The 19,716-nt window shown below is 52.6% G+C and carries 19 protein-coding genes; 7 read left to right on the plus strand and 12 right to left on the minus strand.

What is annotated here, in order from left to right; genetic code table 11:
* Window positions 1-115: 115 nt before the first annotated feature.
* Together mepM and znuA are read right to left on the minus strand one after the other, a co-directional pair.
* The gene (mepM, locus tag JL661_RS09590; protein WP_032098299.1) at window positions 116-1,492 is read right to left on the minus strand and encodes a murein DD-endopeptidase MepM; all 1,377 of its coding nucleotides are present in this window, start codon (window positions 1,490-1,492) and stop codon (window positions 116-118) included.
* A gap of 22 nt (window positions 1,493-1,514) precedes the next feature.
* Window positions 1,515-2,429 (minus strand): zinc ABC transporter substrate-binding protein ZnuA, encoded by a 915-nt coding sequence (gene znuA, locus JL661_RS09595; RefSeq protein WP_004237288.1) that lies wholly within the window; start codon window positions 2,427-2,429, stop codon window positions 1,515-1,517.
* A gap of 76 nt (window positions 2,430-2,505) precedes the next feature.
* On the opposite strand from znuA, the gene znuC reads away from it, so the two are divergent.
* Together znuC and znuB are read left to right on the plus strand one after the other, a co-directional pair.
* Window positions 2,506-3,315, plus strand: coding sequence for a zinc ABC transporter ATP-binding protein ZnuC (gene znuC / locus JL661_RS09600; RefSeq protein WP_046024614.1), 810 nt, complete (start codon window positions 2,506-2,508; stop codon window positions 3,313-3,315).
* Window positions 3,308-4,093, plus strand: coding sequence for a zinc ABC transporter permease subunit ZnuB (gene znuB, locus JL661_RS09605; RefSeq protein ID WP_036414719.1), 786 nt, complete (start codon window positions 3,308-3,310; stop codon window positions 4,091-4,093). Before znuC ends, znuB begins: the two co-directional genes overlap by 8 nt.
* Window positions 4,094-4,156: 63 nt before the next feature.
* On the opposite strand, the gene JL661_RS09610 is transcribed toward znuB, so the two are convergent.
* The 7 genes from JL661_RS09610 to aspS form a co-directional block, all read right to left on the minus strand.
* Window positions 4,157-4,909 carry a glutamine amidotransferase-related protein gene (locus JL661_RS09610; RefSeq protein WP_036417569.1) on the minus strand — a complete coding sequence of 251 codons (753 nt, stop codon included), beginning with the start codon at window positions 4,907-4,909 and terminating at the stop codon, window positions 4,157-4,159.
* A 199-nt stretch (window positions 4,910-5,108) separates the two neighbouring features.
* Window positions 5,109-6,119: a Holliday junction branch migration DNA helicase RuvB gene (ruvB, locus tag JL661_RS09615; protein WP_062771694.1), complete on the minus strand. Its 1,011-nt coding sequence runs from the start codon at window positions 6,117-6,119 to the stop codon at window positions 5,109-5,111.
* A 37-nt stretch (window positions 6,120-6,156) separates the two neighbouring features.
* On the minus strand, window positions 6,157-6,771 hold the full coding sequence (gene ruvA / locus JL661_RS09620) for a Holliday junction branch migration protein RuvA (protein ID WP_004239448.1): 615 nt from the start codon (window positions 6,769-6,771) through the stop codon (window positions 6,157-6,159).
* A gap of 100 nt (window positions 6,772-6,871) precedes the next feature.
* Entirely contained in the window at window positions 6,872-7,396 is a 525-nt protein-coding gene (gene ruvC, locus JL661_RS09625) for a crossover junction endodeoxyribonuclease RuvC (protein WP_004237294.1), read from the minus strand.
* An 89-nt stretch (window positions 7,397-7,485) separates the two neighbouring features.
* The gene (locus JL661_RS09630) at window positions 7,486-8,229 is read right to left on the minus strand and encodes a YebC/PmpR family DNA-binding transcriptional regulator (protein WP_004237295.1); all 744 of its coding nucleotides are present in this window, start codon (window positions 8,227-8,229) and stop codon (window positions 7,486-7,488) included.
* A gap of 51 nt (window positions 8,230-8,280) precedes the next feature.
* On the minus strand, window positions 8,281-8,733 hold the full coding sequence (gene nudB / locus JL661_RS09635; RefSeq protein WP_004237296.1) for a dihydroneopterin triphosphate diphosphatase: 453 nt from the start codon (window positions 8,731-8,733) through the stop codon (window positions 8,281-8,283).
* A gap of 5 nt (window positions 8,734-8,738) precedes the next feature.
* Complete coding sequence (aspS, locus tag JL661_RS09640) at window positions 8,739-10,508, minus strand: aspartate--tRNA ligase (protein ID WP_015422679.1); 1,770 nt, start codon at window positions 10,506-10,508, stop codon at window positions 8,739-8,741.
* Between the two features lie 257 nt (window positions 10,509-10,765).
* Between aspS and JL661_RS09645 the strand changes: the two genes are divergently transcribed.
* The 4 genes from JL661_RS09645 to JL661_RS09660 all read left to right on the plus strand — a co-directional run bounded on the left by JL661_RS09645 (window position 10,766) and on the right by JL661_RS09660 (window position 15,293).
* Window positions 10,766-11,164, plus strand: a complete 399-nt coding sequence (locus tag JL661_RS09645; RefSeq protein ID WP_004239452.1) for an MAPEG family protein — start codon at window positions 10,766-10,768, stop codon at window positions 11,162-11,164.
* A gap of 84 nt (window positions 11,165-11,248) precedes the next feature.
* Window positions 11,249-12,013, plus strand: coding sequence for a carboxy-S-adenosyl-L-methionine synthase CmoA (gene cmoA / locus JL661_RS09650; protein WP_004237299.1), 765 nt, complete (start codon window positions 11,249-11,251; stop codon window positions 12,011-12,013).
* Window positions 12,006-12,980, plus strand: a complete 975-nt coding sequence (gene cmoB, locus JL661_RS09655) for a tRNA 5-methoxyuridine(34)/uridine 5-oxyacetic acid(34) synthase CmoB (protein WP_036417575.1) — start codon at window positions 12,006-12,008, stop codon at window positions 12,978-12,980. The genes cmoA and cmoB overlap by 8 nt, the downstream gene beginning before the upstream one ends.
* 126 nt (window positions 12,981-13,106) lie before the next feature.
* The gene (locus tag JL661_RS09660) at window positions 13,107-15,293 is read left to right on the plus strand and encodes a glycoside hydrolase (protein ID WP_004237302.1); all 2,187 of its coding nucleotides are present in this window, start codon (window positions 13,107-13,109) and stop codon (window positions 15,291-15,293) included.
* 55 nt (window positions 15,294-15,348) lie between these two features.
* Here the strand turns inward: JL661_RS09660 and cutC are convergent, their stop codons facing one another.
* Both cutC and JL661_RS09670 read right to left on the minus strand, forming a co-directional pair.
* Window positions 15,349-16,101: a copper homeostasis protein CutC gene (cutC, locus tag JL661_RS09665; RefSeq protein ID WP_004237303.1), complete on the minus strand. Its 753-nt coding sequence runs from the start codon at window positions 16,099-16,101 to the stop codon at window positions 15,349-15,351.
* Window positions 16,102-16,262: 161 nt separating this feature from the next.
* Entirely contained in the window at window positions 16,263-16,817 is a 555-nt protein-coding gene (locus tag JL661_RS09670; RefSeq protein WP_004237304.1) for a VOC family protein, read from the minus strand.
* Between the two features lie 168 nt (window positions 16,818-16,985).
* On the opposite strand from JL661_RS09670, the gene argS reads away from it, so the two are divergent.
* Entirely contained in the window at window positions 16,986-18,716 is a 1,731-nt protein-coding gene (argS, locus tag JL661_RS09675) for an arginine--tRNA ligase (protein WP_004239458.1), read from the plus strand.
* 73 nt (window positions 18,717-18,789) lie between these two features.
* Here the strand turns inward: argS and JL661_RS09680 are convergent, their stop codons facing one another.
* On the minus strand, window positions 18,790-19,665 hold the full coding sequence (locus tag JL661_RS09680; protein WP_062771697.1) for a leucine-rich repeat domain-containing protein: 876 nt from the start codon (window positions 19,663-19,665) through the stop codon (window positions 18,790-18,792).
* Between the last annotated feature and the right edge of the window lie 51 nt (window positions 19,666-19,716).

Below are 19,716 nucleotides of genomic sequence, written 5' to 3' on the forward strand. Positions count from 1 at the left end.
TATAAATACCGTGATCTATTATTATTGATTATCTGAAATCAGAAGTACATTAAAATTCTGTACGCTGAGAATGCGGCAGGCGGGTGTCTGTGCACCCGCTGCCGGAATGAGAGGATTAATCAAGTGTCAGCTGTGGCCGGTATTGTTTGACCAGTGCCAGATAGCCGGTGCGGTCTTTGCCGGTCAGCCCGCCGGAACGCGGCAGTTTTGCTGTCAGCGGGTTCACAGCCTGTTGTCCGTTCCAGACTTCAAAGTGCAGATGCGGACCGGTTGAGCGCCCGGTATTACCGGATAACCCGACTTTATCACCGCGTTTGACTTTCTGGCCCGGTTTGACCAGCAGTTTGCGCATGTGCATATAACGGGTGGTGAACTGACGACCGTGACGGATAGCCACGAAATTACCCGCCGCACCACTGAATTTAGCCACAACCACTTCCCCGTCACCGACTGCCAGTACCGGTGTGCCGACCGGCATCGCGAAATCGACCCCTTTATGCGGGGCAACACGCCCGGTGACCGGGTTTACACGGCGCGGGTTAAAGTGTGAGGAAACACGGAATTGTCTGGCGGTCGGGAAACGCAGGAAGCCGCGCTCCAGCCCGTCGCCTTTGGCATCATAAAAACGGCCGTCTTCGGCGCGGAATGCATAATAATCACGTCCGTTAGTATGCAGACGTACAGCCAGCATCTGGCTCTGTTCCTGTTTGCCGTCCAGCATTTCACGGGAAGTCAGTACAGTGAAGCGATCGCCGTTTTTCACTTTACGGACATCCACCTGCCATTGTAATGCTTTGGAAATATCACGCACTTCGCTGCGGGTCAGTCCCGCTTTTGATGCACTGGCATTCAGGCTGCCGCTGACTTTGCCGGTCAGGCGTTTAGTCTGCCATTCACCTTCGCGCATCTCTTTGGTTTCTTTGAATCCGTTGCCGCTGCGGACATAGGTACGGGTTTCACGGCGGTTCACCGCCCAGCTCAGGGATTTCAGTTCGCCGTCGTCATTCAGCTCCCAGGCGAGGGTCTGGCCGATTTGCAGGTTACGCAACCCTTTGTACTGATTGGATAATAAAGCCACATCAGAGGAATCTATCCCGTACTGTGTCAGAATGGCAGACAGGCTGTCGCCGCTGGCAACAGTGTATTCAAGTGATGTCGGGATAACGGTGTCAGTCGGGGAGGCTTCGTCGATATCATCAGACTCTTTGGCAAGTCCTTCATCCGGCAGCTGATCACTGCTGTCGGTGATAATATCGTCAGTATCGGTATCAGTGTCCGTGCCGGTTCCTGCCTGCGTGCCGGAGGTGTCAGCAGGTGGCGCAAAATCAGTTTCAATATATTGTTCGTTATCAGCATTCCGCTCATGATATACAGCAAACGGGTGCCAGACAGCGACACCCAGTGTTGCGGCAGTTAACATCCCCAGCATCATGCGATGCGCTTTGGGTAACTGGTTGTATACCAGAACGGCGGATTTTGCCAGTTGCTGCAATTGCACGCGTTCTGTTCCTTATTTATTGCTCCAGGCAGGATGCGTACTGTGCTGATAACCGTGACAGGAAGTTGGTATAACCGTCCCGATCCACTGCAATTCCGCTGCCCAGCGGGTCAAGGACGCCCATCTTCGCGTTCGTCCCTTTGGCCACCGCTTTAATGACTGCCGGCCTGAACTGCGGCTCAGCAAACACACACAAGGCGTTTTGCTCAGCCAGCTTTAATTTGATGTTATTGAGTGTCTGCGCACCCGGCTGAATTTCAGGGTTGACCGTAAAATGCCCGGAAGGCGAAAGGTCAAAACGTTTTTCAAAATAACCATAGGCGTCATGAAAAACAAAATACCCGTGTGTTTTCACCGGTGCCAGCTGCTGAGCAATATTCTTCTCAGTTTCAGTAAGTTGTCCATTGAATTTACGCAGGTTTACGTCCAACACAGATTTTTTATCCGGATAACTCACCAGGAGTTTATTATACACTGCCTGAGCGGTCTGCCGGGCAATATCCGGTGACATCCACAGGTGCATATTGTACTCACCGTGGTGGTGATGCCCGTCCTCATCATGGTCGTCATCTTCATCGTTTTTCAGCAGAAAAGGTTTAACAGACTCAAGTTCGCTGATAACGATCTGTTTTTGCTCCGGAACAGCTGAAAGCGGCTTTTGCAGGAAGGTTTCCAGCTCCGGCCCGACCCAGACAACCAAATCCGCTGAACGGATTTTTTTCAGGTCAGACGGTTTGAGTGCATAATCATGCGGCGAAGCACCATCCGGCAGTAAAATCTGTGTGTCCGTGACGCCATCTGCAACCGCAGCGGCGATTAACCCGATAGGACGTACTGATGTTAACACATCTGCGCTGGCGGTTTGTGCGGCCAGACTCAAAAATGTGGCAATAAACGCTGTTTTTATTCCGTGCCGTGACTGGTGCTGCATAATGGAAACTCCGTGACATGATTGCGATAATGTTATATTATAACGTTTCATTCATTCTGCAAGATAATAATTTGTCATGTCAACACTTATCGCGGTAAATGATGTTTCTGTCGCTTTTGGTGCCAATACGGTACTCGAGGACATTTCATTTACATTATCCCCCGGGAAAATCATCACCCTTCTCGGGCCGAACGGCGCGGGAAAATCCACTATTGTCCGTGTGGTACTCGGCCTTACCGAACCGACGTCCGGCACCGTCACCCGCACACCGGGTCTGACTGTCGGCTATGTTCCGCAAAAACTCTATCTCGACCCGACAATGCCGCTGACGGTGGCCCGTTTTCTGCGTCTGAAGCGCGGTGTCAGCAAGGGCGAGAGTCTCGCGGCGCTTGAGCGGGTCAATGCCGCGCATCTGACCGGAAAACCGATGCAACGGCTGTCCGGCGGTGAAATGCAGCGTGTGCTGCTGGCCCGTGCCCTGCTCGCCCGGCCGCAGCTGCTGGTGCTGGATGAGCCGACTCAGGGTGTGGATGTCAACGGCCAGGTCGCGCTGTATGACCTGATCACCCGGCTGCGTGATGAACTGAACTGCGCGGTGCTGATGGTTTCTCACGATCTGCATCTGGTGATGGCAAAAACCGATACCGTGCTGTGTATCAACCGGCATATCTGCTGCTCCGGCGAGCCGGATGTGGTAGCCGCCCATCCGGAGTTTACCGCCATGTTCGGTAGCCGGGCCGCGACACAGATCGGCGTGTACCGTCATCATCACAACCACAGTCACGAGAACGGCAGTGCAGTGCTATCCCCTTCTGCACCCTGCTGCGGGAATCACGCCCCGGCAGATGTCTCTGTAAAACCAGCTCCGGAGTGCCGCCATGATTGAATTACTGTTACCGGGCTGGCTCGCCGGGATTTTACTGGCGATCGCGGCCGGTCCGCTCGGCTCCTTTGTGGTTTGGCGGCGGATGTCCTATTTCGGAGATACGCTGGCGCACGCTTCGCTGCTCGGGGTCGCCTTTGGCCTGCTGCTGAATGTCAGTCCGTTTTATGCCGTGATTGCCGTGACACTGATTCTGGCTATGCTGCTGGTCTGGCTGGAACGCCGTCCGCAACTGGCGGTGGATACTCTGCTGGGTATTATGGCGCACAGTGCGCTGTCTCTCGGTCTGGTGGTGGTCAGTCTGATGTCGAATGTGCGGGTGGATCTGATGGCGTATCTGTTCGGTGACTTGCTCTCAGTGACCTATGAAGATTTGCTGCCTATTGCCGTGGGTGTAACTATCGTGACCGGTTTGCTGATGTGGCAGTGGCGCAATCTGCTTTCTCTGACCATCAGCCCGGAACTGGCATTTGTTGACGGTATCAACCCCGGCAGACTGCGGATGATGCTGATGCTGGTCACGGCACTGACCATCGGCCTTGCCATGAAATTTGTCGGGGCGCTGATTATCACGTCTCTGCTGATTATTCCTGCCGCTGCCGCCCGCCGTTTTGCGCGGACACCGGAGCAGATGGCTGCGGGTGCGGTTGTCACCGGGATGATTTCCATCACCGGCGGATTAGCCTTCTCCGCCTTTTATGACACCCCGGCGGGACCGTCCGTTGTGCTGTGCGCCGCCTGCTGCTTTATTCTCAGCCTGTTGGTGAAACCACATAATTAATTGTCTGTACAGCAAAAAAGCCCTGTTCTTTCAGGGCTTTTTACTTTCAGCTAAACTGTGTTATTACGCTGTTTCTGATTTTGTCCGCACTTTCGGTTTCACCGGATTCACACTCAGCACCAGCTTATCGAGAAATGTGATTAGTTTTTCATTCATTTCACTGTAGCTGTGTCTGCGGATAGCGCTTGGTGTATCAACAAAACGGAATCCGGCGGCAGATTTCAGATCATTTTCGCCGTTGAGGATCAGATACTCCACCACATCACGGGTCAGTTCCATATGACACTGGAAGCCGTAAACGCGTTTGGTGTATTCAATAATCTGACGCGGACAACCGGCACTGAAAGCGATAATCTGCGCGCCTTCGGTTAATCCCGGCATATCATAATGCCAGTGGCCCACCCCCAGCGAATCGCCGAAATGAGAAAACAGCTGGCTGCGTTTTCCGGCGTTGGTCATATGGATGGTAAATTTGCCGAACTCTTTTTCCGGACTTTGTGTATACGGCGCGCCTAATGCTTCGCCGATAAGCTGTGCCCCGAGGCAGACCCCGATGACAACTTTATTTGAATTGATAGCATTGGCGATAAACGCCTGCTCTTTTTTGGAATCAAAATAAGAGCATTGCGCAGTGGTGGTTTCCGGGTTTTGCGGCCCGCCCATGATAATCAGAAAATCAATTCCGCTGATGCTGTCAGGTAACTTGTCACCTTCATACAGACGGGTGAACGTGACATCGTAATTATTCTTCCTTGCCCAATACTCGTAAGCGCCCGGTGCTTCAAAATAGTCATGAATGATAAAATGAACACGCATAGTCAGTTCCTTTTCCCTTTAACGAAATCCTCCTTTTTACATTACAGGGTTCAGACGATGCATGCCAATTTTTAAATGTCGAAAAACAACCAATTACAGAGATATCCTCCCGGAATAATCCCCAAAAAAGCCATTTAATTATCACATGGGCAAAATGGTAAACATATTATGTTTACCCTAAGGTTTGACGGCCGGGTTCTTAATCGTTTCCACTGTGATCAATACCAAAGTGACGATAGGCATGTGCGGTGGCAAGGCGTCCGCGCGGTGTCCGCTGAATAAAGCCCTGCTGGATTAAGAAAGGTTCGATGACATCCTCAATGGTTTCCCGCTCTTCACCGATGGCCGCCGCCAGGTTATCCAGCCCGACCGGGCCGCCCATAAATTTATCAATAATGGTGACCAGCAACTTGCGATCCAGGTAATCAAACCCGGCAGAATCCACATTCAGCATATCCAGAGCCTGACCGGCAATCAGCCCGTCAATACCGCCGTCACCTTTCACCTGGGCAAAATCCCGCACCCGGCGCAGCAGACGGTTGGTGATACGCGGTGTGCCGCGTGAGCGCATGGCAATCTGGCGGGCACCATCATCCGAGATATCCAGCCCCATATAACGGGCACTGCGGCTGACAATATGCTGCAAATCATCAGTATTATAAAATTCCAGCCGCTGCACGATCCCGAAACGGTCCCGCAGCGGTGATGTCAGAGAGCCTGCACGGGTGGTGGCACCGATCAGAGTAAACGGCGGCAGGTCGATTTTAATGGAACGGGCAGCAGGCCCTTCCCCGATCATGATATCCAGCTGGTAATCTTCCATCGCCGGATAGAGAATTTCTTCCACCACCGGAGAGAGGCGGTGGATTTCATCGATAAACAGCATATCGTGGGGTTCGAGGTTGGTCAGCATGGCCGCCAGATCACCGGCTTTTTCCAGTACCGGTCCGGAGGTGGTGCGCAGATTAACGCCCATTTCATTGGCGACAATATTCGCCAGTGTGGTTTTCCCGAGCCCCGGCGGGCCGAAAATCAGCAGATGATCGAGGGCATCCCCGCGCTGACGGGCAGCCTCGATAAAGATTTCCATCTGTGAACAGACCTGCGGCTGACCCACATACTCCGCCAGTAATTTCGGCCGGATAGCGCGATCCACCACCTCATCATCCGGCAGCGTTTCCGCCGTAATCAGTCTGTCAGCTTCAATCATGACCTGTCACCCCGTTGTGTCATCATCGTTTTTATTATTACAGCGCGGCGCGCAGTGCTTCGCGGATCAGTGTTTCGCTGTCTGAACCGGCTTTTGAGACTTTCGCTATCATGCGGCTGGCTTCCTGCGGTTTATAGCCGAGGGAAATCAGTGCCTCAATGGCTTCAGATTCCGCATCTGCCTGGCTGTTACCCGCCTGCTGACTGGCCGGAAGCGACATTTCCGCATCACGGAACAGGTCACCGTTAAGCCCTTTGAAGCGGTCTTTCATTTCCACGACCAGACGTTCGGCAGTTTTCTTGCCCACACCCGGCAATTTAATTAACTGTGCCACAGCCCCCTGCTCAATCGCCGCCACAAACTGCTGCGCAGACATACCAGAGAGGATAGCCAGTGCCAGTTTCGGCCCGACGCCATTCACTTTGATTAATTCACGGAACAGCGCGCGTTCCTGCTTATCATTAAAGCCGTACAGTAACTGTGCATCTTCCCGCACAATAAACTGGGTGAACAGAATGGCTTCCTGACCGGCATCCGGCAGTTCATAGAAACAGGTCATCGGCATATGGACTTCATAGCCCACACCATTGGTTTCCAGTAATACGACAGGCGGCTGTTTTTCCAGCACAATACCTCTTAAGCGACCGATCACGCGCGTCTCCTTTATGATTGCGGCAGAGCCTGTTTATAGCATAAAAAAAAGCTGGACGTATATCCAGCCATCAGAAAATCACGGGTATCTGCGACACCGGTTACTCTTTCAGCCGTCCGCGTGCCATCACCAGACGCGGCTGCCCCATCTGCACCAGGTTCTGGTTAAAGTGACAGTGAGTAATAGCAATCGCCAGTGCATCTGCCGCATCTGCCTGCGGTGCCGCTGACAGTTTCAGTATTGAGCGCACCATATGCTGTACCTGGGCTTTTTCCGCCGCCCCGGTACCGGTGACCGTTTGTTTCACCTGGCGCGCCGCATATTCAAATACCGGCAGATTATTATTCACCGCTGCCAGAATCGCCACCCCACGGGCCTGTCCCAGCTTCAGGGCAGAATCAGCATTTTTGGCCATAAAGACCTGTTCGATAGCAAAACAATCCGGCTGATACTGGGTGATGATTTCACTGACACCGGCGTAAATTTTGCCCAGACGGGACGGGAGATCATCCACCTGTGTGCGGATACAGCCGCTGCCGATATACAGCAGACGCCGTCCCTGCTGGCGGATAACACCATAACCGGTCACCCGCGAGCCGGGGTCAATACCGAGAATAATTGCCATAGGAGGACCGTATTGTCACAACAGGAAAAAAGCAAGAAAACAGAGGGATGCGCACAGTGGCGCATCCTCTGCGGAGTGAGTGACGGAAATTACAGCAGTGCTGCAACTTCGTCTGAGATATCGCCGTTGTGGTAGACTTCCTGCACATCGTCAGAGTCTTCCAGCATATCGATAAGGCGCATCAGTTTTGGTGCGGTTTCCGCATCCAGATCCGCTTTGGTGGACGGGATCATCGATACTTCGGCAGATTCAGCTTTGAAACCGGCTGCATCCATCGCGTCTTTGACATCACCCAGAATTTCCCAGGCGGTATAAACGTCGATAGCGCCGTCGTCAAAAGTTTCAACGTCTTCAGCACCGGCTTCGAGCGCCGCATCCATCACCGCATCCTCATCCAGACCCGGTGCATAGGAAATGATACCTTTGCGGGTAAACAGATAAGCGACGGAGCCATCGGTTCCCAGATTGCCGCCGGTTTTGGTGAACGCATGGCGCACATCCGAAACCGTACGTTTACGGTTATCCGTCAGGCACTCAACCATCACAGCAGTACCGCCCGGGCCGTAACCTTCGTATACGATGGATTCCATGTTATCGTTTTCATCATTACCCGCCCCGCGTGCAATCGCACGGTTCAGGGTATCGCGGGTCATGTTGTTTGCTAACGCTTTATCCACTGCCGCACGCAGACGTGGGTTAGATGCAGGATCAGGACCACCAATGCGCGACGCCGTGACTAATTCACGAATGATTTTCGTGAAAATTTTACCGCGCTTCGCATCTTGCGCGGCCTTGCGGTGTTTGGTGTTGGCCCATTTACTATGACCTGCCATTCTCTAATCTCCAGATTAAGTCTTACGACGTTCATTCATTTAAATCCGCTGTCACTGCGGAAGAACACACTGACGAACGAATTCTTCAATTGCTTCCCCGTTACTGGGTGAGATAGTTTTCGCGGCGGCATCCGCTGCCGGTAACCACTCATACGCCAGATGCTCCGTTAAGGGAACCGCTTTCAGCGCGGGTAAGCATAACACAAACCAGTGTTCCGTATTGTGCGTCACGTCCGGTGCATACCGGTGACGGAAATGCGGAAAAATGGTATAGCGGACGGTGCGCTGACAATCCGTCAGCCGCAGTCCCTCCGCAAGGATATCAATACCGGTTTCTTCTTTTACTTCCCGCAATGCGGCATCGCGGGGAGTTTCTCCCGGTTCCAGACTGCCGGTGACGGACTGCCAGAAAGCAGGATCGTCACGGCGCTGTAACATCAGAACACGCCCCGTTTCCTGCTCACAGATAACCACCAGCACAGATTCAGGGCGTTTAAAAGCCATCAGATTCAGTCACTCTCTTTCTGAGTTACTGCAATCGCCAGCTCTTTCAGAGCATCGTCATTCGCGAAGCTCGGTGCATCTGTCATCAGACAGGCGGCAGCCGTGGTTTTCGGGAACGCGATAACGTCACGGATGTTTTCGGTACCGGTCAGCAGCATCACCAGACGGTCAAGACCAAAGGCCAGACCCGCATGAGGTGGTGTGCCGTATTGTAACGCATCGAGCAGGAAGCCGAATTTGCGGCGCTGTTCTTCCGGGGTGATCCCGAGGATGCCGAATACCGTCTGCTGCATTTCGTTACGGTGGATACGGACAGAGCCGCCGCCCACTTCGTAGCCGTTGATAACCATATCGTAGGCATTGGCGATCGCGTCTTCCGGCGCGTTTTTCAGCTCTTCCGGTGACATATCACGCGGCGAGGTGAACGGATGGTGCATCGCGGTCAGACCGCCTTCACCGTCGTCTTCAAACATCGGGAAGTCGATCACCCACAGCGGACGCCAGCTGTTCAGGTCGGTCAGGTTCAGGTCACGGCCGGTTTTCAGACGCAGCGCGCCCATTGCATCGGTTACGGTGCCTTTCGCGCCCGCGCCGAAGAAAATAATGTCGCCGGTCTGTGCGTCAGTGCGCTCCAGAATGGCTTCAACGGTTTCTGCGGTCAGGAATTTGGCGACAGGAGACTGAACACCCTCAATACCGGCAGAGCGGTCGTTCACTTTCATCCATGCCAGGCCTTTCGCGCCGTAGATGCCGACAAATTTGCCGTATTCATCAATCTGTTTACGGGTCATTTCCGCGCCGCCGGTGACACACAGTGCCACAACACGGCCTTTCGGATCATTTGCCGCATCAGCAAATACAGAGAACTCAGAATCTTTCACCAGGTCGGCGATATCTGTCAGTTCCAGCGGGTTACGTAAATCCGGTTTATCAGAACCGAAGCGGCGCATTGCTTCCGCAAATGTCATCACCGGGAAATCACCCAGTTCAACATTGATGATTTCATTCCACAGTGAGCGGATCATACGCTCCATGGTCGCACGGACCTGGTCCGCAGTCATGAAAGAGGTTTCCACATCGATCTGAGTGAATTCCGGCTGACGGTCAGCACGTAAATCTTCATCACGGAAACATTTGACAATCTGATAGTAACGGTCAAAACCGGACATCATCAGAAGCTGTTTGAACAGCTGCGGAGACTGCGGCAGTGCGTAGAATTTGCCTTTGTGGACACGGCTCGGCACCAGGTAGTCACGGGCACCTTCCGGTGTGGCTTTGGTCAGCATCGGGGTTTCGATATCGAGGAACCCTTCGGTATCCATAAAGCGGCGGACAAACCCGGTGATGCGTGCGCGGGTTTTCAGGCGGTTCGCCATTTCGCTGCGGCGCAGGTCGAGATAGCGGTATTTCAGACGCATCTCTTCGGTGTTTTCGTGGTTGCTGTCGAGCGGTAACGGCTCGGAGCGGTTAAAAATGGTCAGGCCATCTGCATGCACTTCCACACTGCCGGTCGCCATCTCTTTATTAATTTGATTTTCAGGTCGCGCGCGGACAGTTCCGGTAATCTGAATACAGAATTCATTCCGTAATTCAGAGGCTTTGGCAAATGCTTCTTTTTGGTCGGGATCGAAGAAAACCTGAACGATGCCTTCACGGTCACGCATATCGATAAAAATCAAACCCCCGAGATCACGACGACGGTTTACCCAACCACTAAGGGTTACTTTTTGATCGATGTGAGCACTGTTGAGCTGCCCACAATAATTAGTACGCATACGATATCCTTTTGTCCGCTATTGTGCGTTTCTGCAAAATTTTGGCATGGTTCTTTATGAAGAAATGTCAAAAAGGCGATCATTATAGTGGAAAATTCCTGATGAGATAAGTGCAAACAGCACATCTGCCGCAGAGAATTTAGCCACTAATTGATAATTTTCAAATAATTCAGTATGCCTTAATATTAAGGATTGTGTTACCCGCTGCTTTGAGGTTTATCATTCTTTTGCTGTTTCAATTGGCCATGGAGTAAAAAATGGTTAGTTCCCTTTATATTGTACTGGGTGCGCTGTTAATCATTAAACTGTCACTCGATGTGATTAAACTGCGGACACTTTACCGCGTCGCTTATGGTGACGGCGGATTTTACGAGTTACAGACGGCGATTCGTGTGCAGGGCAATGCGGTTGAGTATATCCCTGTTGCACTCCTGCTATTACTGGTGATGGAGCAGAACGGCGCCCAGGTGTGGATGGTCCATGTCTGCGGGGTTATTCTGATTGCCGGCCGGCTGTTTCACTCTTACGGATTAAAACACCGCGAGAACCGCTGGCGGCGTACCGGGATGGCTGCCACCTTCACCGCCATGATCCTGATGGTGCTGGCGAATATCTGGTATCTGCCGTGGCAGCAGATTTTTTCGCCGTACATGTAACCGCTCACGCCGGGACATAACACTTTCTGCGCCGGGTCACCTCTGTTAGAATGCGCGCATCTTTTTGTATTGCAGATCTGTGTTATGTCCAAAGAAATTCCGAATCCGCCGCAGGATACTCTGTTCGCGGCACCGATTGCCCGTCTTGGTGACTGGACGTTTGATGAGAAAGTCGCGGATGTGTTTCCCGATATGATCAAACGCTCAATTCCGGGCTACTCTAATATTATTGCCATGATTGGCATGCTGGCCGGCCGTTTTGTCACGCCCGGCAGTCAGGTTTATGATCTCGGCTGTTCCCGCGCTGCCGCCACCCTGTCTATCCGCCCGAATATCGCGGATAAACCCGGCTGCCGGATCATCGCCGTGGATAATTCCGCGCCGATGGTGGAACACGCCCGCCGCCATGTGGAAAGTTATAAATCCCCGGTACCGGTTGAAGTAACCGAAGGCGATATCCGCCATATTGCGATTGAGAATGCCTCAATGGTGGTTCTCAATTTTACCCTGCAATTCCTGGCACCGGATGACCGCGCCGCACTGCTGAAAAAAATCTATCAGGGCCTGCTGCCGGGCGGCGTGCTGGTGTTATCGGAAAAATTCAGTTTTGAGGATGAGCAGATCGGCGATTTGCTGTTCAGCATGCACCACGATTTCAAACGTGCCAACGGCTACAGTGAGCTGGAAATCAGCCAGAAACGCACCATGCTGGAAGATGTCATGCTGACCGACAGTGTGGAAACCCACAAATCACGGCTGAAAGCGGCCGGTTTTGAACATTGTGAAGTCTGGTTCCAGTGCTTTAACTTCGGGTCATTACTGGCAGTGAAAGAGAATAACCATGATTGATTTCGGCAATTTTTATCAGTTAATTGCAAAAAATGAGCGCCTGAGCCACTGGCTGGAAACACTGCCCGCGCAGATTGCGAAATGGAATAAAGAGTCCCTGCACGGCTACTATCCTGGCTGGGTAAAAACCATTGAAAATCTGCCGGACATGACTCCGGACATTCTCGATCTGAAAACCGGGGTTACTGCACAGCGCACACAGCCGCTGACCGACGGGGAAACCCGCCGTATCAATAACATTCTGCGCAACCTGATGCCGTGGCGTAAAGGCCCGTTCTCGCTCTACGGTGTGGAGATTGATACCGAATGGCGTTCTGATCTGAAATGGGATCGCGTTCTGCCGCATCTGTCCCCGCTTGCCGGGCGCACCATTCTGGATGTCGGCTGCGGCAGCGGTTATCACATGTGGCGCATGGCAGGTGAAGGCGCGGAACTGGTGATCGGTGTGGATCCGACTCAGCTTTTCCTCTGCCAGTTTGAAGCCGTGCGCAAGCTGCTCGGCAATGACCAGCGCGTGCATCTGCTGCCGCTGGGTATTCAGGAACTGCCTGCACTTCAGGCTTTTGATACCGTGTTCTCCATGGGTGTGCTTTATCACCGCCGCTCCCCGCTCGACCACCTCTGGCAGCTGAAAGATCAGCTGGTGTCCGGCGGCGAACTGGTACTGGAAAGTATTGTTGTTGAGGGTGATGAACATCAGTGTCTGATCCCGGGTGAACGCTACGCGCAGATGAGCAACGTCTACTTTATTCCGTCAGCCAAAATGCTGGCTGTCTGGCTGGAAAAATGCGGCTTCATCAATATCAGGATCGTGGATGAGTCTGTCACCACCACGGATGAGCAGCGCCGTACGGAGTGGATGATCAATGAATCCCTCGCCGATTTCCTCAATCCTGACGACCCGTCACTGACGGTTGAAGGCTATCCCGCGCCGCGCCGCGCGGTGCTGATCGCCGAAAAGCCATAACCATCAGGAATGCGTATACACCCTGATATTTACAGGGTGTATACCTCCGAAAAACTGACTGTTCTCTCTCCGGGGATTCGGCTACCCTGCCTGTCATATTATGACGAATAAAGGCCACTCCGGATCATGAAATATCGCCTGTCCGCACTGTATCTTCCGCTTCTGTTGTCTGCCTCTGCGGCCTCTGCCACTGTGTTAACGGATAATAATCATCAGGTTTTTATCGACCCGGAAACCCTGCACATAGCAGTGGCGGATACCACTGTCAGCCGGGGAACAGAAAAACAGCCGGTCAGTGATTTAACAGAATATCCCCGCCGTGTCAGCTGGTTCTGGCCGGACAGAGATATGAATGTCACCGCTGTCCTCAATGATACCGAGCTGACCCTGACATTCACCACCAATCAGCCGCAGAATTTTCAGTGGTTCACCCTGCCGGATAACACTGTTTCCGCCCTCTATATGCCGCTGGGCGAAGGACGTCATATTCCGCTGAATAATGAACAGTGGCGTCACTATATGGTTACTGAACAGGATAATATCGATACCAATCAGGATTTGCAGTTACCGCTCTGGAGTCAGCAGCAGGATCGGGTCTACAGCTGGGTGTTACTCAGCCCGTTCCATAACCGTCTGCACTTTGAGGAAAAACAGCAGCGCCTGCAGATGAGCGCGGTACATCAGTTTAACCGTTTTAATCAGCAGCAGCCGTTTACTGTTCTGCTTCACACCGGTGATACCCCGCTGGACGGCGCACTGCGCTACCGCCGCTGGTTACAGGATAATAAGCAGTTCACATCACTGGAAGAAAAATTCGCACAGATCCCGGACGGCAAAAAACTGATCGGTGCCACCCATATCTATTTATGGGGAAAAAGTATTATCGATCAGCAGGATATTACTGACTGGCCGGGACTGGTACGTTATCTGCAATCCCCCGCCGGTAACGGGTTATGGTCGGCAATGGAGCCTCAGAGCCGTGATGCTTTTGCTGCTCTGAACGGTAAAACACCGGAAAAATGGCAGCAGCCGTTTCTGGCCGATGCTCTCAACCAGGCACTGAAGAAAGTTACACCACTGAGCCGCACCCCGGATGACAGTGACTTTATGGCTGCGCAGAAAACACAGGCCCGGGCGATCCGTTCTGCCGTAAAACAGCAACTGAGTCCGTTCCTGGCACCGGAAGCCAACTGGGGTCAGGGGTTATCCCTTCCTCTTTTAACCGCACTGACCGGGGCAAAACTGGATAAGCTCTGGCTGGGCACCGATAACTGGACTGCTACCTGGTATCAGCCGCAGGCGGTCAGCTATGCCAAAGAGCACGGTTATCTTATCGCCAGCTATGATTCCTACGACACCGCCATCCCCTCGGGAAAAAATACGGAATGGCTGACGGCACAGATCCCGTCAGAATTACGCGAAAAATGCGCGATTGTGACCGGAACAGGCAGAAAACTGCCGGGATTCGGCGGGGATGGTTATTACCTGAATCCGGGCTGCATGCAGGATTTTTCAGAAACACGCATGACTGAACTGGTACAGCTGACCGGCATCAACAGTCTGTTTCTTGACGTGGACGGCACCGGCATGGTGTCTGATGATTATAATCCGGCGTCACCCACAAGTGCGGATGCTATGGCGGCAGCGAGAAATAACCGCTTACGGTCGGTGGCAGAAAACATCCGTATCCCGCTGGGTTCGGAAGACGGTAATGCCGTGACCGCGCAATATCTGATGTTTGCCCACGGTACCGAAACCCGCGGCTTCGGCTGGAGTGATGCGGATATTCACCGCAACAAACAGTCCCCTTACTATCTGGGAGCCTGGTGGCCGGAAAATGAACCGGCGATCTTTTTTACACCGGGAAAACTGAAAGATATCTACCTGACCACGGAATTTGATCCGCGCTGGCGGTTGCCGCTGTATCAGGCTGTATTTCATGATGCGGTGATCACCACGCATCACTGGACGCTGGATAACCTGAAATTCCCGGCGGTTACCACCACACGGGAACTGCTGAGCCAGCTGTATAACACGCCGCCACTTTATAACCTCAGCCGTAATACGGTACAGAAGCGTCTTCCTGCGATGATAAAATCGGACAGTATTTTCCGCCCGCTGCATCAGCAGTTATGGAATAAAGCCCTGACCGGCTTCCGCTGGCTGGACAGTGACGGCCTGGTACAACAGACACAGTTCAGTGATGGCTCTGTCATCACCGTGAATTTTGCTGACCATGCCATTGCCGGTTATCCGCCGCGCTCACTCAGTGCGATACCGGCAGAGGGAAAGCCCGTTAACGCCGCCTTCTGACAGCAAAACGCCCTCAGTATGAGGGCGTTTTTGATGTAACCGGAAATGAACCGGATCAGTGCACGACCATACTGTGCAGATCCAGAACCCCTTTCATCGCCTCGACGGTGTCCCCGTCCACACAGGTATGGGAAAACTCATCAGCTTCGCTGTCACTGCCCATCGCCACACCGACTTTGCGGTAGCGCATAGTGGACGGCTTGGTTTTGGATGCTGAACTGTGCACTTCCTGAAGGCCGATATCAAGGAACTTCTGAATATTCGCCAGCCGCACACCGGCACCGGCCATAATCACCGGCCCTCTGCTGGCTTCCTGTAACTCTTTGAGCAGAGGTAATCCCAGCTCCGCACTCAGCTGCTGGCCGGATGTCAGAATACGGCTCACACCCAGGTCGGTCAGCTGCTGTAATGCCAGCATCGGATTCGCACACATATCAAAGGCTCTGTGGAAAGTGACCGCCATGTCGCCCGACAGTTTACACAGCATCTTCATCCGCGGCAGATCAACATGCCCGTCCTCATCCAGAATACCGGTGACCACCCCGGGAAAACCCAGGTCGCGGATTTTGGCGATATCATTCTTCATAACCGCAAATTCCGAGGCTGTATAGCAAAAGTCACCGCTGCGCGGACGGAGGATCGGGTGAACCGGGATCCGCAACCGGTCGATAGTCTGTTTCAGCATGCCCCAGCTCGGGGTCAGCCCGCCCTCTGACGGCGCGGCACACAGTTCAATCCGGTCAGCGCCGGCTTTTTCCGCAGTGAGGGCACATTCCACGCTGTAACAACAAATTTCCAGTTTCGCCATTGATTAGCCTCATCACTTAATTTCGCAGGTAAATATCTCTCGTAAACGATTCAGTCATCCTGATATACACTATTACATGTAATTTAGATTAATGAATTGTTAAATATCACAAGATGCGAAATATCCGGCCGATTCGCACAGGGAAATGTCAGAATTGCAGGTTACCGCTCACTTTCGACAATCTCCTGCAATGTAAACGGATGAAACTTAATGGTGATATTTTCCCGGCTGACAGCCAGTGTCGGGTTCGGCAACCGCTCCTGTTCGCCGTGCGGATGGCTGGCTTTTATCACTACCCCGGCCGGTAATGGTGACGGCAGCAGTGCGGCAGCCCGCTCTGTCAGGGTCTGCGGGTCACCCGGTAACACCAGTTCGATATGTTCCCAGCCCTGGTGTGCATACTGTTTATCTTTCGGGAACGGCAGTTCCACCACCGGAATCTGCCAGTGCAGCAGTGTCAGCGGCTCATACAGTAAAAACAGATAAATCGGGCGGCCGTTAATCTGATTATCCGATAAAACGGTGCCGCATTCGCGGAATCCGGCCAGCCACTGTTCCGCCAGTGCCGTATCGTGAGCCCGCAGTGAGATGTGATCCGCCTGATAGTGCGTGAGATCAAGCTGCAAATCCGCCGCAAACTGCTGTATTTTTCCGGCAAACACCGGCAGCTCTGCCATCAGACCGGCAAGGGATGCTGTCTGTACGCTATTTTTCATTATGATCCCCTGTGAGAATTCATCCGCAAAGGCGCAGATAGTAGCATGAGACCCTGTTTTTGTGGTATAAAACCAGCCAAATTTCACGACAACATCCCGCCCGGACGAGCCCGCTCCTCCGTCGCTGTTTCCGGGGTGTCATTTTGTTCTTTAAATTAAGGTAAACCGGTGAATATTCAGGCAATTCTTTCAGATAAGATCCAACAGGCTCTTATCAGCGCAGGGGCACCACTTGATTGTGATGCTATCGTTAAGCAGTCCGCCAAAGCGCAGTTTGGTGATTACCAGGCCAATGGTGTGATGGCTGCCGCGAAAAAAATGGGTATGCCGCCCCGACAGCTCGCTGAGAAAGTGATTGAACTGCTGGATCTTGACGGAATTGCGGAAAAAACGGAAATCGCCGGTCCCGGTTTTATCAATATTTTCCTCTCCCCTGACTGGCTGACCACTCAGCTGGAAACCGCGCTGGCTGATGACAAACTGGGCCTGACCCCGGTTGAGCCGATGACCATCGCCATCGACTACTCTGCTCCGAACGTAGCCAAACAGATGCACGTCGGGCATCTGCGCTCCACCATCATCGGTGATGCGGCAGCACGTACCCAGGAGTATCTGGGCCATAAAGTGATCCGCTGTAACCACGTCGGTGACTGGGGAACACAGTTCGGCATGCTTATCGCGTATCTTGAAAAAATGCAGAATGAAGATGCCGGCGATATGGCACTGGCCGACCTGGAAGCCTTCTATCGCGAAGCGAAAAAGCATTACGACGAAGACGAAGTATTTGCTGAGCGCGCGCGCGGCTATGTGGTCAAATTACAGGGTGGTGATGAATACTGCCGCACCATGTGGCGTAAGCTGGTGGATATCACCATGCAGCAGAACCAGGAAACCTATAACCGTCTGAATGTCACCCTGACCGAAGATGATGTCATGGGTGAAAGCCTGTACAACGACATGCTGCCGGGCATTGTCAGTGACCTGCTGAACCGCCGTATCGCCGAAGAGAGCGAAGGCGCGATTGTCGTCTATCTTGATGAATTCAAAAATAAAGAAGGCGAACCGATGGGGGTTATTATCCGCAAAAAAGATGGCGGATATCTCTACACCACCACCGATATCGCCTGTGCAAAGTACCGTCATGACGTACTGCATGCCGACCGCGTCCTTTATTACATTGATTCCCGCCAGCACCAGCATCTGATGCAGGCGTGGACCATCGTCCGCAAAGCCGGTTATATCCCGGAGAGCATGACACTGGAACACCATATGTTCGGTATGATGCTCGGCAAAGACGGCAAACCGTTCAAAACCCGCGCAGGCGGCACTATCCGCCTGTCCGATCTGCTGGATGAAGCTGTTGAACGCGCGGAGAAACTGATCCGTGAGAAAAACAGCGATATGCCGGAAGATGAGCTGAAACAGCTGGCGGAAGTTGTCGGTATCGGCGCGGTGAAATACGCGGATCTGTCAAAAAGCCGTACCACCGACTATATCTTCGACTGGGACAACATGCTGGCCTTTGAAGGTAACACCGCACCGTATATGCAGTATGCCTATACCCGTGTGGCATCCGTCTTCAAACGTGCGGATATTGATGCGGACAGCCTGACACAACCTATTATCCTGACTGACGACCGCGAGCGCCAGTTAGCTGCCCGTCTGTTACAGTTTGAAGAAACCATTACTGCTGTTGCCCGTGAAGGTCTGCCGCATATGATGTGCAGCTACCTGTATGATCTGGCAGGTCTGTTCTCCGGTTTCTACGAGCATTGCCCGATTCTGGCAGCGGAAAGCGAAGAACTGCGCCAGAGCCGTCTGAAACTGGCGCTGCTGACACAGAAAACCCTGAAAGCCGGTCTGGATACTCTGGGTATCGGTACTGTCGAGAAGATGTAATCCCGGCATTACCGGCGATTATTTCTGCAAAAAAGGAACCTTATGGTTCCTTTTTTATTGCCTTCTGAGTCTCTTACAGCAATACCCGGCACCCTGCTGCCTGTAATTTTTCTGCCACCGGTGGAATGACGGAGAAATTATTCCAGCGCAGGTCCAGTTTGCGCAGCTGTGTTAATGCTGCCAGGCTGTCCGGCAGTGTACTCAGCTGATTCGCACGTAAATCCAGATATAACAGGGATGATAATTCACCGGTGTTTTCCGGCAGGGCTTTCAGGGCATTGAAACGCAGATTCAGTGTATTGAGTTGTTGTAACCGGCTTATTTCCGGCGAAATAAACGCCACCCGGTTATTATTCAGATCAAGAATTTCCAGCGCTGCCACAGCTGCAATCTCATCCGGAACAGCGGTTATTTTATTATTCATCAGATGCATTTCGCGGGTATTTTTCAACCCGCTGACAGCAGAAGACAGTTCCGTTATCCGGTTATTATAAAGACGGATTTCTTCCATTTTTTCCATTTCAGAAAACCATGCCGGTATTGCTGTCAGTTGATTATCCGTTGCATTAAAATAACGCAGATTTTTCAGTCCGGAAAATGACGACGGTAAGCTGCTGTATCCGTTTTCACTGAGATAAAGATATTGCAGCTGATGTAATTCACCTATTTCCGGCGGAACATCCGCGATACAATTATGTCCCAGATCCAGCATTTCACAGGCAGTCAGCTGTGCAATATCCGGCGGAATATAAGCCAGCTGATTACAGGAGAGATTCAGTACCTGTAATGACGTACAGTGACGCAGTGCAGCCGGATATTCAGAGAGCTGATTGTTATAGGCACTGATAACCTGCCGGGTATACGGCGGCGTGATAAACGCATCAATTGACGTATACCCGCCGTTATCCAGGTTCAGTTCAGCATCAGAAACAGTGTGTTGGTGCAGCATACAAACGCTCCGGCATCCGCGATTCCGCAGGGCTTGTTATCAGCCCCGTCA

This window comes from Morganella morganii (assembly GCF_019243775.1).
GTDB classification, from domain to species: domain Bacteria; phylum Pseudomonadota; class Gammaproteobacteria; order Enterobacterales; family Enterobacteriaceae; genus Morganella; species Morganella morganii.

Bases quoted from the DNA above. Each gene is read 5' to 3' on its own strand.
- JL661_RS09645 (WP_004239452.1), top strand. From the start codon at position 10,766: ATGGTTAGTTCCCTTTATATTGTACTGGGTGCGCTGTTAATCATTAAA.
- aspS (WP_015422679.1), bottom strand. From the start codon at position 10,508: ATGCGTACTAATTATTGTGGGCAGCTCAACAGTGCTCACATCGATCAA.
- cmoA (WP_004237299.1), top strand. From the start codon at position 11,249: ATGTCCAAAGAAATTCCGAATCCGCCGCAGGATACTCTGTTCGCGGCA.
- ruvB (WP_062771694.1), bottom strand. From the start codon at position 6,119: ATGATTGAAGCTGACAGACTGATTACGGCGGAAACGCTGCCGGATGAT.
- znuC (WP_046024614.1), top strand. From the start codon at position 2,506: ATGTCAACACTTATCGCGGTAAATGATGTTTCTGTCGCTTTTGGTGCC.
- ruvC (WP_004237294.1), bottom strand. From the start codon at position 7,396: ATGGCAATTATTCTCGGTATTGACCCCGGCTCGCGGGTGACCGGTTAT.
- JL661_RS09680 (WP_062771697.1), bottom strand. From the start codon at position 19,665: ATGCTGCACCAACACACTGTTTCTGATGCTGAACTGAACCTGGATAAC.
- znuB (WP_036414719.1), top strand. From the start codon at position 3,308: ATGATTGAATTACTGTTACCGGGCTGGCTCGCCGGGATTTTACTGGCG.
- JL661_RS09670 (WP_004237304.1), bottom strand. From the start codon at position 16,817: ATGAAAAATAGCGTACAGACAGCATCCCTTGCCGGTCTGATGGCAGAG.
- cmoB (WP_036417575.1), top strand. From the start codon at position 12,006: ATGATTGATTTCGGCAATTTTTATCAGTTAATTGCAAAAAATGAGCGC.
- JL661_RS09660 (WP_004237302.1), top strand. From the start codon at position 13,107: ATGAAATATCGCCTGTCCGCACTGTATCTTCCGCTTCTGTTGTCTGCC.
- JL661_RS09630 (WP_004237295.1), bottom strand. From the start codon at position 8,229: ATGGCAGGTCATAGTAAATGGGCCAACACCAAACACCGCAAGGCCGCG.
- cutC (WP_004237303.1), bottom strand. From the start codon at position 16,101: ATGGCGAAACTGGAAATTTGTTGTTACAGCGTGGAATGTGCCCTCACT.
- JL661_RS09610 (WP_036417569.1), bottom strand. From the start codon at position 4,909: ATGCGTGTTCATTTTATCATTCATGACTATTTTGAAGCACCGGGCGCT.
- znuA (WP_004237288.1), bottom strand. From the start codon at position 2,429: ATGCAGCACCAGTCACGGCACGGAATAAAAACAGCGTTTATTGCCACA.
- nudB (WP_004237296.1), bottom strand. From the start codon at position 8,733: ATGGCTTTTAAACGCCCTGAATCTGTGCTGGTGGTTATCTGTGAGCAG.